General features: G+C 66.7%; 14 protein-coding genes. 9 read left to right on the forward strand and 5 right to left on the reverse strand.

Annotated elements, in window-relative coordinates:
• Window positions 1-23: 23 nt before the first annotated feature.
• The 4 genes from LH128_RS17515 to LH128_RS17530 are packed head-to-tail and all read left to right on the forward strand — an operon-like array spanning window position 24 to window position 3,766.
• A complete protein-coding gene (locus LH128_RS17515; protein WP_036525930.1) occupies window positions 24-1,076 on the forward strand; it encodes an A/G-specific adenine glycosylase in 1,053 nt (350 codons plus the stop codon).
• Complete coding sequence (locus LH128_RS17520; RefSeq protein ID WP_008831004.1) at window positions 1,073-2,371, forward strand: serine hydrolase domain-containing protein; 1,299 nt, start codon at window positions 1,073-1,075, stop codon at window positions 2,369-2,371. Before LH128_RS17515 ends, LH128_RS17520 begins: the two co-directional genes overlap by 4 nt.
• 1 nt (window position 2,372) lies before the next feature.
• On the forward strand, window positions 2,373-3,263 hold the full coding sequence (gene nudC, locus LH128_RS17525; RefSeq protein WP_008831005.1) for an NAD(+) diphosphatase: 891 nt from the start codon (window positions 2,373-2,375) through the stop codon (window positions 3,261-3,263).
• A complete protein-coding gene (locus LH128_RS17530; protein WP_008831006.1) occupies window positions 3,260-3,766 on the forward strand; it encodes an STM3941 family protein in 507 nt (168 codons plus the stop codon). The genes nudC and LH128_RS17530 overlap by 4 nt, the downstream gene beginning before the upstream one ends.
• Here the strand turns inward: LH128_RS17530 and LH128_RS17535 are convergent.
• Both LH128_RS17535 and mgtE read right to left on the reverse strand, forming a co-directional pair.
• The gene (locus LH128_RS17535) at window positions 3,763-4,158 is read right to left on the reverse strand and encodes a DUF1489 family protein (protein ID WP_008831007.1); all 396 of its coding nucleotides are present in this window, start codon (window positions 4,156-4,158) and stop codon (window positions 3,763-3,765) included. The genes LH128_RS17530 and LH128_RS17535 overlap by 4 nt on opposite strands.
• A 158-nt stretch (window positions 4,159-4,316) precedes the next feature.
• Window positions 4,317-5,720 carry a magnesium transporter gene (gene mgtE, locus LH128_RS17540; protein WP_231958240.1) on the reverse strand — a complete coding sequence of 468 codons (1,404 nt, stop codon included), beginning with the start codon at window positions 5,718-5,720 and terminating at the stop codon, window positions 4,317-4,319.
• A 306-nt stretch (window positions 5,721-6,026) separates the two neighbouring features.
• On the opposite strand from mgtE, the gene LH128_RS17545 reads away from it, so the two are divergent.
• The 3 genes from LH128_RS17545 to LH128_RS17555 all read left to right on the forward strand — a co-directional run bounded on the left by LH128_RS17545 (window position 6,027) and on the right by LH128_RS17555 (window position 8,395).
• Entirely contained in the window at window positions 6,027-6,497 is a 471-nt protein-coding gene (locus LH128_RS17545; protein WP_008831009.1) for a peptidylprolyl isomerase, read from the forward strand.
• A 280-nt stretch (window positions 6,498-6,777) separates the two neighbouring features.
• On the forward strand, window positions 6,778-7,800 hold the full coding sequence (locus LH128_RS17550) for a L,D-transpeptidase family protein (RefSeq protein ID WP_008831010.1): 1,023 nt from the start codon (window positions 6,778-6,780) through the stop codon (window positions 7,798-7,800).
• Between the two features lie 115 nt (window positions 7,801-7,915).
• On the forward strand, window positions 7,916-8,395 hold the full coding sequence (locus LH128_RS17555; RefSeq protein WP_008831011.1) for a hypothetical protein: 480 nt from the start codon (window positions 7,916-7,918) through the stop codon (window positions 8,393-8,395).
• Window positions 8,396-8,525: 130 nt separating this feature from the next.
• Here LH128_RS17555 and LH128_RS17560 read toward each other — a convergent pair whose 3' ends face one another.
• Genes LH128_RS17560 through LH128_RS17565 form a run of 3 tightly spaced genes read right to left on the reverse strand, consistent with a single transcriptional unit; the run spans window position 8,526 to window position 10,405 of the window.
• Window positions 8,526-8,729 (reverse strand): hypothetical protein, encoded by a 204-nt coding sequence (locus LH128_RS17560; RefSeq protein WP_008831012.1) that lies wholly within the window; start codon window positions 8,727-8,729, stop codon window positions 8,526-8,528.
• On the reverse strand, window positions 8,729-8,905 hold the full coding sequence (locus tag LH128_RS32295) for a DUF4169 family protein (RefSeq protein WP_008831013.1): 177 nt from the start codon (window positions 8,903-8,905) through the stop codon (window positions 8,729-8,731). The genes LH128_RS17560 and LH128_RS32295 overlap by 1 nt, the downstream gene beginning before the upstream one ends.
• A 12-nt stretch (window positions 8,906-8,917) precedes the next feature.
• Window positions 8,918-10,405: an ATP-binding protein gene (locus tag LH128_RS17565; protein WP_008831014.1), complete on the reverse strand. Its 1,488-nt coding sequence runs from the start codon at window positions 10,403-10,405 to the stop codon at window positions 8,918-8,920.
• Between the two features lie 271 nt (window positions 10,406-10,676).
• On the opposite strand from LH128_RS17565, the gene adh reads away from it, so the two are divergent.
• Both adh and LH128_RS17575 read left to right on the forward strand, forming a co-directional pair.
• Window positions 10,677-12,197: an aldehyde dehydrogenase gene (gene adh, locus LH128_RS17570; protein ID WP_008831015.1), complete on the forward strand. Its 1,521-nt coding sequence runs from the start codon at window positions 10,677-10,679 to the stop codon at window positions 12,195-12,197.
• 109 nt (window positions 12,198-12,306) lie between these two features.
• A partial coding sequence (locus LH128_RS17575; protein ID WP_008831016.1) for a DUF779 domain-containing protein occupies window positions 12,307-12,725 on the forward strand: 419 nt, incomplete at its 3' end.

A 12,725-nucleotide genomic window follows, 5' to 3' on the forward strand; every position in this document is an offset into this window, starting at 1 on the left:
CGATCCAATGCCATAGCGGCGGCATGGATGCCAGTTCGGATACTGCAATCGCGGCGCTGCTGCTCGACTGGTACGACGCCCATGCCCGCGACCTGCCGTGGCGCGCAGCTCCGGGCACGCCTGCGCCCGATCCGTACCGGGTCTGGCTGTCGGAAGTGATGCTCCAGCAGACGACGGTTGCGGCGGTGAAGGACTACTTTGCCGCCTTCACTATGCGCTGGCCGACCGTGCAGGCGCTCGCGGCGGCTGCGGACGAGGAGGTCATGGCAGCATGGGCGGGCCTCGGCTACTATGCCCGCGCCCGAAACCTGCTGGCCTGCGCGCGTGAAGTGGCGCGGCTCGGGCAGTTTCCGGATACCGAGGAAGGCTTGCGCGCTCTGCCGGGACTGGGAGCTTATACCGCCGCTGCCGTCGCCGCGATCGCCTTCGGGCGGCGCGCGGTGGTCGTCGATGCCAATGTCGAGCGGGTCGTCTCGCGGCTCTTCGCGATCGAGGAGCCTCTGCCGGGTTCACGGCCCGCTATCCGCGCAAAGGCCGACACCATCACGCCGCAGCGCCGCGCGGGCGACTTTGCGCAGGCGATGATGGACCTTGGCGCCACCGTCTGTACCTCGCGCAGTCCGCGCTGCCTGCTCTGCCCGATTTCGGGGCCTTGCGAGGCACGGCGCATGGGCGATCCCGCAAGGCTGCCGGTAAAGGCGGCAAAGAAGGCCAAGGCCGTGCGCCAGGGCCGCGCCTTCTGGATCGAGCGGGACGAAGCGGAAGTCTGGCTGGTTCGCCGTCCCGGCAGCGGCATGCTCGGCGGCATGCGGGCGCTGCCCGACGATGGCTGGGCGGCGCGTATCGACGGCTCGGGCGAGGGACCGCTTACCGGGCCATGGGAGAGCGCGGGCAAGGTCGGCCACGTCTTCACGCACTTTGCGCTGGAACTGAACCTGGCGGTTTACCTTGGTGACGGGTTCGAGGGGCTGGAAGATGGAGAATGGTGGCCGCTTGATCGGCTCGACGAGGCGGGGCTGCCCACGCTCTTCGCCAAGGCCGCGCGGCTCGCTCTTGCCGAGAAGGAAGACGCATGATCGATCGCCTCGAAGCCGCGCTGGACCGTCGCATGCTGCTGGGCATGGGGGCGGCTGCGGGGCTCGGGGCGATGCTGCCGAGACTGGCGCGCGCGGCGCAGCAGCCGGAGTTGATCCCGCAGGTCCGCGCGGTCGTCGAGCGCTGGGTGGGGCCGGGCAGGTTCCCCGGCATGGTCGCCTCGCTGGGCCTGCCGGGGCGCGAGCCGGAATATGTCGCGCGTGGCTCGGAAGGCTTCAACGACGCCGATCCGGTGACCGCTGACAGCCTGTTCCGCATCTATTCGATGACAAAGCCGATCACCGGGATGGCGGCGATGGAACTGGTGGCGCAGGGCAGGATCGGCCTCGATCAGCCCGTGGCGGACGTGCTGCCGGAATATGCGCACATGATGGTGCAGGACGAGTACGACGGCTCGATCACCGCGCTGCACGCCGCGCCCCGGCCGATCACGATGCGGCATCTGGTCACGCATAGCTCCGGGATCGGCTACACGATCATCCAACAGGGGCCGATCAAGGCGCTGATGGAGGACAAGGGCCTCGTCGCCGGGCAGATCAGCCGGATGAAGCTGCCCGGTCTGTTTCGGGGAGAGCCGGTCAAGGGACTGGACCTGTTCGCGCGAGGGCTGGCGCAAGTGCCGCTGGTCGCCGATCCCGGCACGCGCTGGAGCTATTCGATGGGTCTCGACCTGATGGGCCGGGTGATCGAGGTGGTGTCGGGCAAGCCGTTCGACGCCTACCTTCAGGACACGATCTTCGGCCCCGCCAGCATGACCAGCACGGGTTTCCGGGTCTCGGCCGCCGACGCCCATCGCCTCACCACCAATTACGCGGCCGTCGGCGGCGTGCTGGCGCCGATCGACGAAGGGGAGACCTCGATCTACCTCGACAAGCCGGCCTTCCCCTTCGGCGGAGCGGGTCTCGTCAGCACTCCGCGCGACTACGACCGGTTCCTGCGGATGCTGGCGCAGATGGGCATGATCGACGGTGTGCGCGTGCTGTCCGAGAGCGCGGTGCGGATGGGCACCTCCAACCTGCTCCCGCCCGGCGTCCTCGTGCCCGAGATGTTCGGCGGTCCCAGCGGCTTCGGCGCTGGAGGGCGCGTCGGGCAGGGGGCGGAGAGCGGGCTCTACGGCTGGTCGGGCGCGGCGGGGACGGTGGGCATGGTCGACATGGTCCACGGCCTGCGCTCGCAGATATTCGTGCAGTTCATGCCGCCCAACGCTCTCGACCTCTTGCCCCAGTTCCAGAAGGCCCTGAAAGCCGACGTGCTCGCGATCCTGGAGAAACATTGACGTGCTGCTGACCACTCCCGCTGCCCCCATCGCCTTCGGTGGATCGCCGATCGACCGCGCCGACCACGTGCGCGGCGACCCGGACGCCATCGCCGCGCTGATGGGGCCGAGCGCGCGGCTGCTGAAGCTCGACGGACTCGACCCGGTGATGACGGCGGAGGGCGGCCTCGTCTGGGGCAGCCTCGCCGACGCGGAATGCGATGCGGAATTGCTTTTCCTTGGCCTCGAAGGCGGGCGCGGCTGTTTCGCGCAAGTGCTGCCGGGCATTCCCGCCGCCGGAGCGCCGAGCTGGAACGCGATGAACGCGCTGGAACCGGGCGAACTCGCGGCTTACGGTGGGGCGCGGGCGCTGGTCGGCTGGCATTCGCGGCACCGCTTCTGCGCGGTCTGCGGTGCGGCCACGGTGCTCGCGAAGGGGGGGTGGCAGCGCTCCTGCACCGGTTGCGGGGCCGAGCATTTCCCGCGCGTCGATCCGGTCACGATCATGACCGTCGAGCATGACGGCAAGCTGCTGCTCGGCCGCCAGCCGCGTTTTCCGGCGCATCGTTACTCGGCGCTGGCGGGCTTCGTGGAGCCGGGCGAGACCATCGAGGAAGCGGTCGCGCGCGAAGTCTTCGAGGAAGCGGGCGTGCGGGTGCGCAATGTCGAGTATGTTGCCAGCCAGCCCTGGCCGTTCCCGTCCTCGCTGATGATCGGCTGCCACGCCTTCGCCGACGACCCGGCCATCGTCATCGACGAGACCGAACTGGAGGACGTGCGCTGGTTCACCCGCGAGGAATGCGTCGATGCGCTCGAAGCTGTCGCCTTGGGGGAGATGGGCCGCGCCTTCGGGGCGCCGCCCAAGCACGCGGTGGCGCATGTGCTGCTCAAGTGGTGGGTGGAGCGCGGATGACCGGGGCTTTCGTTGCACACCCCGCGCCGGGCCGTGTGGTTCTGCTTGTGCTTGGAGCGTTTGCTTTCGTCGCCATTGCGCTTTGGATGGTGGGCGCATTCGGTCCGCCGCCTTCTTTCGGGCGCCATTCGCCTGAGGTGACGCGCATCATCGGCTGGCTCGGGATCGTGTTCTTCGGGCTGGCCGGGCTCAGCGGTATCCGGCGGCTGATCGCAGGTAACGAAGAAATGCGAATCGACGCGCAGGGCATCCGCTGGACCCGCTGGTCCGACCGAACGATCCCGTGGCGCGAAATCGTTGATGTCACGGTCTGGCGGCACAAACGGCAGAAGATGATCATGCTGCACTTGCGCGATCCCTCACGCTATCGTGGCCGGGGGATCATGGGTGTTCTAGCGCGCGGAAACCGGGCGCTGACGGGCGGTGACGTGGCTCTGGTGATGACGGCGATGGACCGCAGTTTCGACGAGGCGATGGCCGCGATCGCCCGATTCAGAACCTAGACCAGCCCCAGCTTCGCCAGTTCGCGTGCCAGCTTGGGCGGCATGGTGTCGCTCGCCGTCTCGCCTTCGGCCAGGTCGCGCGGGGCGGCTTCCTCGGATAGATAGCGCCAGCCCTGATGCGCACGCTTGGGCTGAGTGACCACGGGGATCAGCCGCGGTTCGAGGTGGATGTGCCAGCGGCCGTCCTCGCGCTGCGAGAACCGCATGATCGGCGAGCGGCCGATCAGCGTATGCTCGAATATCCAGTAAAGAGAGCCGCCGATCATCTCCTCGTGCCGCTTGGGGAGATAGCGGGTGGTCATCAGTGCCTCATCCGGGTGGCTTTCCAGCCATGCGCGCAAGGAGGCAGGGCTTTCGGCGGAGAAGGCGATCTTGGTCATGTTGAGCGGCATGGGTGAGAGATAGTCACTTACGGTCGGGCATGAAAGATCGCCATTGCATGCGCCCTCCCGATGGGGCTTCGACAAGCTCAGCCTGAGCGGGTTGAGAGCAGGTCTTTAAATACCGCTCAGGCTGAGCTTGTCGAAGCCCCAGCCGAAAAGCGCTGGCGTCAGGCCAGCCCCACCACCACCGCGAGGCCGAGGAACGAGAAGAAGCCCATCGTGTCGGTCGCGGTCGTCACGAACACGGCCGAGGATACCGCCGGATCGACGTTGAACTTGTCCAGCGTCACCGGCACCAGAATACCCATCAGCCCTGCGACCAGGTTGTTGATGACCATCGCCGAGGCAATCACGGCGCCCAGCAGCGGGTTGGAGAAGATCAGCCACGTCCCCACGCCGATCAGCAGGCCCAGCGCGAAGCCGTTGGCCAGCGCGATGCGGAATTCGCGCAGGATCATCCTGACGGTGTTGGAATCGGTCAGCTGGTTCGTCGCGATGGCGCGCACCGCCACGGCGAGCGTCTGCGTGCCCGCATTGCCGCCCATGCCTGATACGATCGGCATCAGCACTGCCAGCAGCGCGAACTTCGCGATCGCCCCCTGGAACAGCCCGACGACCGAGGCCGCCAGCATCGCCGTGGCCAGATTCACCACCAGCCAGGTCAGGCGGGCGCGCACGGTCAGCAGAATCGGCTCGTTGATGTCGCCGTCGCCTGCACCGGACAGCAGCAGGGCGTCCTCGCCCGCTTCCTCCTGAATGATGTGGACGATGTCGTCGACGGTGATCTGGCCGATCAGGCGGCCCGCAGGGTCCACCACCGCCGCCGAGATCAGCGCGTACTTCTGGAAGCGCAGTGCGACTTCTTCCTGATCCATGTCGGCCGGGATCAGCGTCTGGTCGCGCGCCATGACGTCGTAGAGAGGAATGTTGCGCGGCGTGCGAAGGATCCAAGAAAGCGAGCAGGTGCCGATCGGGCGGTGCATCGGATCGACGATGAACACTTCCCAGAACTCGGTCGGCAATTCGCGATGTTCGCGCAGGAAATCGATGAGATCGCCCACCGTCATCGATTCGTGCACCGCGACGAGTTCGCGGCTCATCAGACGGCCGGCGGATTCCTCGGGGTAGGACAGCGCCGACTCGATGGCGGCGCGGTCTTCCGGCTCCATCTCGGCAAGGACGGCCTGTTGGTCGGCCTCGTCGAGATCCTCCAGCATCGCGACGGCGTCGTCGGTGTCGAGTTGTTCGGCGATCTCGGCGACGACGTCGGCCGGAAGCGCTTCCATCAGCGCCTCGCGGACCCAGTCGTTCAGCTCGGCGATGACTTCCGAGCCCATCAGGTCGCGGATCGCGCCGGCCAGCGTCAGGCGCTCGCGTTCGTCGAACAGCTCGAACAAGTCGGCGATGTCGGCGGGGTGGAGCCCTTCGACGAGGTCGTAGACGCGATCGGTGTCTTCATCGTCAAGCGCGTCTTTGACGCTGCGGACGAATTCGGGCTTGAGGCGGTTGTCCTCGTCCAGCGATTCGGATTCGGGCGCGTCCTGACGCACGGTGTCTTCCGTGTGGTCCATCGGGTCGTGCTTGAGGTCCGCGTCGCTCATGCGGGCCGGTCTACGCAGCTATCTCGCAATTGCAACAGGGCTTTGCCATGGCCACTCGGGACTGCGGGGGGCTTCGACAGGCTCAGCCGTGACCCTTCGACAAGCTCAGGGTGAGCGGAGGTGGTGTAAACCTCCCAAACCCGCTCAGGCTGAGCCTGTCGAAGTCCCTTCGGCATGGTGCCGGTTCACGCCCCCTCGTGACATTGCCGCGCCATCGCCTATATCGGGCGCCAAAGTTTACCGGCGCGATCGCGCCCGGCCTCATGGAGACAGGCAATGGCTGACGAATTCCTCACACTCTCGCTCGACACCGGCAACGGCGAAGGCGGCGACGTCAAGATCAAGCTGCGCCCCGACCTGGCCCCCGGCCACGTCGAGCGGATCAAGGAACTGGCCGGCGAAGGCTTCTACGATGGCGTGAAGTTCCACCGCGTGATCCCGGGCTTCATGGCGCAGGGCGGCTGCCCCAACGGCACTGGCATGGGCGGTTCGTCCAAGCCCGACCTGAAGGCCGAATTCAACGCCGAGCCGCACGTGCGCGGCGTGTGCTCGATGGCCCGCACCAGCGCGCCGCACTCGGCCAACAGCCAGTTCTTCATCGTGTTCGACAACGCGACCTTCCTCGACAAGCAGTACACCGTCTGGGGTCAGGTCGTCGAAGGCATGGAGCACGTCGACGCGCTCCCCAAGGGCGAGCCGCCGCGCGAGCCGGGCAAGATCGTCAAGGCGACCGTCAGCGAAGGCTGATAGCTAGTCCTGTGAAAATGCGCTGAGGCGCATTTTCGCGGCACCGGCCCACTCCCCCACCCGGCCTCCCATCGAGGGTACACTAGTGGGAGGCCGGGTGGGGGAGTGGGCCGGTGCCGCAAGTTCGGCCACGCCGAACTTCAAGCGGAAAAGGGCGGTCCTGCGGGGCCGCCCTTTTCGTTTGCGGAGCTTTCCCGGTTTCGGGGCGTTTTCAAGGCAACAGAACCATAACTTTGGGTGATGCTTGAAACGTCTCGTTCCCCTCAGCCTTTCGTGTTTCGTGCTGCTGGCCTCCTGCGGGCCGCAGACGGAACAGGCGAAGGCTCCCGCGAAGAGTTCCGACACTCTGGCTTTCGCCGATGCCCCCGGCGGCGGCGAGACCGAGGCGGCCGACAGCCTGCTGATGCGGGCGCAAGTGGCGCTCGACCGTGCTGGGTTCTCGCCCGGCGTGATCGACGGGAAGGATGGGCAGTCCTACAAGCTGGCGCTCGGCGGCTTCCAGGAAGCGCGCGGACTTCCCCGTAGCGGACAGCTCGATCCGGCAACCCAGCAGGCCCTGTTCCCCGCACAGAACATGGCGGCGACGCGGCTGGTGGTGATCCCCGATGCTTTCGCGCGTGGGCCTTTCACGCGCAACCTGCCGACCAAGACTTCCCAGCAGGCCGGTTTCGACCATCTTGGCTACCGCTCGCTGACGGAGGCGCTGGCCGAGCGTTTCCATACCACCCCCGATACGCTGGTGGCGCTCAACGGCCACGGCACGAAAGTCGGTTCAGGCACCACGGTGCGCGTTCCCGCGATCGCCAATGTGCCCGTCGCGAAGATAGAGGGTGACGAGCGCGGCTGGTCCGACACGCTGCAGCGCCTCGGCGTCGCGGGCGATCAGCCGACAGCCGAGAAGATCGTCGTCGACAAGTCCGAGGGCACGCTGCAGGCCTTTGACAAGCAAGGTAAACTCATCGCGCAATTCCCCGTCACCACGGGCAGCGGCCATGATCCGCTCCCGCTCGGCAAGTGGGAGATCAAGGGCACCTCGCGCAATCCGGATTACCAGTACGATCCGGACCTGTTCTGGGACGCCAACAAGAACGATACCGCAAAGCGCCTCGCCCCCGGCCCCAATGGCCCGGTCGGCGTGGTATGGATCGATTTGTCCAAGGACCACTACGGCATCCACGGCACGCCCGAGCCCGCGAAGATCGGCCGCACCGAAAGCCATGGCTGCGTGCGCCTGACCAACTGGGACGCGGCGCGTCTCGCGCAGATGGTCCATTCGGGAACCGAAGTTCTGTTCCAGGCGTGAAAACGGACGGGTCGAGTCCTTAACGGGGCAGGGCGAATCCGGGCCTCTTGTCCGCAAGATGCGTGGAATCTAGCCGATTGGCATTGTTTCCAAGGCTACAGGGAGTCCCCCGCCCATGAAGATCCGCCTGATCGCCCTCGCGGGCATCTGCGCTTTTGCCGCAAGTTCCGCCAATGCGGCGACCGTCACCGCCGAGGCCAATGTCGCCCGCTCCGAAGGCAGCTGGGGCGGCGAACTCGCCGTCGGCGTGCCGGTGATCCAGGACGGTGGTTTCGCGATCACCCCGGCCGTCGGCGCGTTCTTCCACAAGCGCGACCATGACGGGTACTACGAGGACAACTCGCAGTGCTTCCGCCGCTCCAACGACGAGCAGGTCGGCGACGGTCATTGCGATAATTCGGGCACCAAGATCTTCGGCAAGGTGGAGGCGACTTACACGCTGCCGATGTCGTTCACTCTTGGTCTTGGTGCGCGTTTCATCGGTAACGACCTGCGCGCCTACGGCACCGCCGCGATGCCATTGGCGCCGTTCCTCTCGGGCAAGGTGAACGTCGGCGATCACTATGTCGCGGCGGGCGTGCAGGCGAAGTTCTGATATCGAGGGGGCTTCGACAGGCTCAGCCTGAGCGGAATTGAGAGGTTTGCACTACTCCTGCCATTGGGAGGCCTACTCCAACCCCGCTCACCCTGAGCTTGTCGAAGGGTCGAAGTCCCCGCAGCCGAATTCAGCTTTCCAGCAGGTCCACGTAAGCCACCACATCGTTGTCGGTGGCGAGAAACAGGCCATCCTGCACGTCCTCGCTCTGTAGCGAGGCTATGCGCATGGCCTCGGACAGCGGGCCGTAGAACAGCGTGTTCGCCGCGCCGCCCTCGGCCCCGCCGTCGAGATGGTAGAGGCGCACGCTGGCGTCGTCATACGTGGTGCGCATCAGTCTTCCCGTTTGGCCCCGTCGAGGGTGCGATCGATCCGTGCGATCTCAGCCTGCGAGGCGGATTTCTCGGCCTTGGTGCGACCATGCTGGGCGCGGTTTGCCGCCGCCTCGGCCTTGTCGGCGGCGCGGGTTTTGGCCTTGCGGGCCATGCGCAGGTTGATGATCTCGGCCATGATGGCCCGACCTTACGCCTCGACCGGCGCGGTTGTCACGCCGAGATCCGGCAGGCCGACCGAGCGCTTGCCCGAGAAATCGGTGCGCACCACGATCAGGCCGTCCTTCTCCAGATAGTCGAGCAGACGCTGCACGCGGCGGGGCGAACTGGTGCCGTAGATCCGCGCGAGGTCCATGTCGTCCGGGCACGGCTTGCCGTCGATCGCGGCGCGGGCGATCACATAGAACGTCGCCAGCGCATCGTCGGGCACGTGCTTCGACAAGTTGATGAGGTCTTCCCAGCGCGCGTCGTCGGGGTTCTCGATCCCTGCGAGCGCGGCGGCGAAGCCCCGGCGGAACATCGTCGCGTCGAGGCCGCGCACCGAGATGCCCTTCATCCGGCAGCGGATGGTGAAGTCCTGGAACAGCGTGGTCGCGGACTGGAACGTGCAGTCTGGCTCCTCGGCCATCACGTTCATGATCTCGATCATCGCCGCGCGGGTTTCCTCGGCGCCGGGCTCGTTGCGCTCCCTTTCACGCTCGCGTTCGCGGGCCTGCGCGGTGGTGGGTTCGAGCAGTTCGGTCGCGGCGATGCGGCGGGCCAGCGTCTCGGCATCGTCGACGCGCGGGGCGGGGCGGTGGAATTCGGGGCGATCCGGCTCGACGTGGAGATTGTCGTGCAGCAGTTCGCGCAGTTCCTCGGTCGTCGCGGTGGGCAGCGGGGCGAGGCCCGGCGTCACCGACTTCGCGCCGGTCTGCACCGTGCCGACGCTGACCGACACCGGCCGCCGGGCGATCGCAGGGCCAAGGCCCAGGAACTGCCCGCGCGCGAGGTCGCGGATCGTCTCGGCCTGCCGCCGCTCCATGCCGAGCAGGTCGGCGGCGCGGATCATGTCGATGTCGAGGAAAGTGCGGCCCATCAGGAAGTTGCTGGCCTCGGCCGCGACGTTCTTGGCCAGCTTGGCAAGGCGCTGGGTGGCGATCACGCCCGCCAGACCGCGCTTGCGGCCGCGGCACATCAGATTGGTCATCGCCGCGAGGCTGACGCGGCGGGCTTCCTCGGAGACCTCGCCGGCAGCGGCGGGGGCGAACATCTGCGCCTCGTCCACCACCACGAGCGCGGGATACCACTGCTCGCGCGGGGCATCGAACAGGGCGTTGAGGAACTGCGCGGCGCACTTCATCTGCTGGTCGATCTCCAGCTCGTCGAGCGCGAGGACCACCGAGGCGCGGTGCTGGCGGATGCGCGCGCCGAGGCGGGCGATCTCGGCCTCGCCATAGGCGGAGCCGTCGATGACGACGTGGCCGAACTGCTCGGCAAGGCTGACGAAGTCGCCCTCGGGGTCTATCACCACCTGCTGGACGATCCCGGCGCTCTCTTCGAGGATGCGGCGCAGCAGGTGCGACTTGCCGGACCCGGAATTGCCCTGCACCAGCAGGCGGGTCGCCAAGAGTTCCTTGATGTCGATCTCTACCGGCTCCCCGCGCTGGGCGGTGCCGATGACGATGTTCGCGCTCACGTCCGGGCTAGTGCCAAAGCGGGGGGCGGGGTGCAAGCGGGACGGGGGGTTATCCAGAGGTTGCGTCTTGCGCGAGGGGGCTTCGACAGGCTCAACCCGAGCGGTTTTAAGAGCCGGTCTTTAAATCCCGCTCAGGCTGAGCCTGTCGAAGCCCCCACCGCACACCCAGATCCTGTCGAAGGGCATCGTCCCAAGGTACAATTGGCCTGCCGCGCCCATCGGCTCACATTGCCTGTCGAAACCCCACGGGGGTCAGGTTCGGAGATTTGGGATGCTGGAACAGGCGATTGGCAAATTCGCGGGCGAGTCGCTCATCCGCGAGAAGTTCGACAACTTCATCGGCGGCAAGTGGGTGGCCCCGGTCAAGGGGCAGTACTTCGACAATATCTCGCCGGTGACCGGGCAGGTCGTGTGCCAGGTGGCGCGCGGCACGGCCGAGGACATCGAACTGGCGCTCGACGCCGCGCACGCCGCCAAGGACGCCTGGGGCAAGGCCTCGCCGACCGAGCGCGCGAACACGCTGCTCAAGGTCGCCGACCGCCTCGAAGCCAACCTCGACAAGCTGGCGCTGGCCGAGACGATCGACAACGGCAAGCCCATCCGCGAGACGACCGCCGCCGACATCCCGCTGGCGATCGACCACTTCCGCTACTTCGCCTCGTGCCTGCGCGCACAGGAAGGCTCGATCGCCGAGATCGACCACGACACCATCGCCTATCACTTCCACGAACCGCTGGGCGTCGTCGGCCAGATCATCCCGTGGAACTTCCCGATCCTGATGGCCGCGTGGAAGCTGGCCCCGGCGCTGGCAGCGGGCAACTGCGTGGTCCTGAAGCCCGCCGAGCAGACCCCGATGTCGATCCTGGTGCTGGCCGAAGTGATCGCCGATCTGCTGCCGCCCGGCGTGCTCAACATCGTCAACGGCTTCGGCATCGAGGCGGGCAAGCCGCTGGCGCAGAACAAGCGCATCGCCAAGATCGCCTTCACCGGCGAGACGACGACCGGCCGCCTCATCATGCAGTATGCGTCGGAAAACCTGATCCCCTGCACGCTGGAACTGGGCGGCAAGAGCCCCAACATCTTCTTCGCCGACGTGATGGACCACGACGACGACTTCCTCGACAAGGCGCTCGAAGGCTTCACCATGTTCGCGCTCAACCAGGGCGAGGTCTGCACCTGCCCGAGCCGTGCGCTGGTCCACGAATCGATCTATGATGCCTTCATCGAGAAGGCGATCGCGCGGGTCGAGGCGATCAAGCTGGGCAGCCCGCTGGACGCCGCGACGATGATCGGTGCGCAGGCATCGAACGACCAGTTGGAGAAGATCCTCAGCTATATCCAGATCGGCAAGGATGAAGGCGCCAAGGTGCTGACCGGCGGCGAGCGCGCCACGCATGACGGCGAACTGGCGCAGGGCTACTACGTGAAGCCGACCGTGCTGGAGGGCCACAACAAGATGCGCGTGTTCCAGGAAGAGATCTTCGGCCCGGTGCTTGCCGTGACCAAGTTCTCGACCGACGAGGAGGCGCTGGAGATCGCCAACGACACGCTCTACGGCCTCGGCGCCGGGGTGTGGACGCGCGACGGAACCCGAGCCTACCGCATCGGCCGCGGCATTCAGGCCGGGCGCGTGTGGACCAACTGCTACCACGCCTATCCCGCTCACGCGGCGTTCGGCGGCTACAAGCAGTCGGGGATCGGTCGTGAGAACCACAAGATGATGCTCGATCACTACCAGCAGACCAAGAACCTGCTCGTCAGCTACAGCCCGAAGAAGCTCGGCTTCTTCTGATCGTGGCGGGTTCGCCAAGAGCTCTCAACCCGGCGTCCCGCCACCATAACGGCGCCGGATACCTCGAAACGGCGGATGGCATTCAAGCCATCCGCCGCTTTTCGGCGTCATGAGCCTGCCTGCCAATCTCCCGGCCCGCATCCTCGCCACTCCGGCGGCGGAGGAATGGATCGAGCGCCTGCGCGCCATCCACGGCCCGCTGATGTTCCACCAGTCGGGCGGCTGCTGCGACGGTTCCGCGCCGATGTGCTTCACCGAGGGCGAGTTCCGCGTCGGTGCGCAGGACGTGCTGCTCGGCTCGCTCATCGGCAACACCCGTGTATGGATCGGAGCGGCGCAGTTCGAGTACTGGCGCCACACCCAGGTCACCATCGATGTGGTCCCCGGACGCGGCTCGGGCATGAGCCTGGAGGCGCCCGAGGGCGTACGCTTCATCGTGCGCAGCCGCATCTTCAGCGATGAGGAGAACGCCGCGCTCGAAGCGGCAGGTGACCCACTGCGGGGCGATGATGCGAACGCGCTTGGCGG

Origin of the sequence: Sphingomonas sp. LH128 (assembly GCF_000293195.2) — a bacterium.
Taxonomy (GTDB): Bacteria; Pseudomonadota; Alphaproteobacteria; order Sphingomonadales; family Sphingomonadaceae; genus Novosphingobium; species Novosphingobium resinovorum_A.

Excerpts from the sequence above, each read along its gene's own strand:
- LH128_RS17515 (WP_036525930.1), top strand. The coding sequence starts at position 24 with ATGGATGCCAGTTCGGATACTGCAATCGCGGCGCTGCTGCTCGACTGG.
- LH128_RS17520 (WP_008831004.1), top strand. The coding sequence starts at position 1,073 with ATGATCGATCGCCTCGAAGCCGCGCTGGACCGTCGCATGCTGCTGGGC.
- LH128_RS17530 (WP_008831006.1), top strand. The coding sequence starts at position 3,260 with ATGACCGGGGCTTTCGTTGCACACCCCGCGCCGGGCCGTGTGGTTCTG.
- LH128_RS17535 (WP_008831007.1), bottom strand. The coding sequence starts at position 4,158 with ATGCCGCTCAACATGACCAAGATCGCCTTCTCCGCCGAAAGCCCTGCC.
- mgtE (WP_231958240.1), bottom strand. The coding sequence starts at position 5,720 with ATGGACCACACGGAAGACACCGTGCGTCAGGACGCGCCCGAATCCGAA.
- LH128_RS17545 (WP_008831009.1), top strand. The coding sequence starts at position 6,027 with ATGGCTGACGAATTCCTCACACTCTCGCTCGACACCGGCAACGGCGAA.
- LH128_RS17555 (WP_008831011.1), top strand. The coding sequence starts at position 7,916 with ATGAAGATCCGCCTGATCGCCCTCGCGGGCATCTGCGCTTTTGCCGCA.
- LH128_RS17560 (WP_008831012.1), bottom strand. The coding sequence starts at position 8,729 with ATGCGCACCACGTATGACGACGCCAGCGTGCGCCTCTACCATCTCGAC.
- LH128_RS32295 (WP_008831013.1), bottom strand. The coding sequence starts at position 8,905 with ATGGCCGAGATCATCAACCTGCGCATGGCCCGCAAGGCCAAAACCCGC.
- adh (WP_008831015.1), top strand. The coding sequence starts at position 10,677 with ATGCTGGAACAGGCGATTGGCAAATTCGCGGGCGAGTCGCTCATCCGC.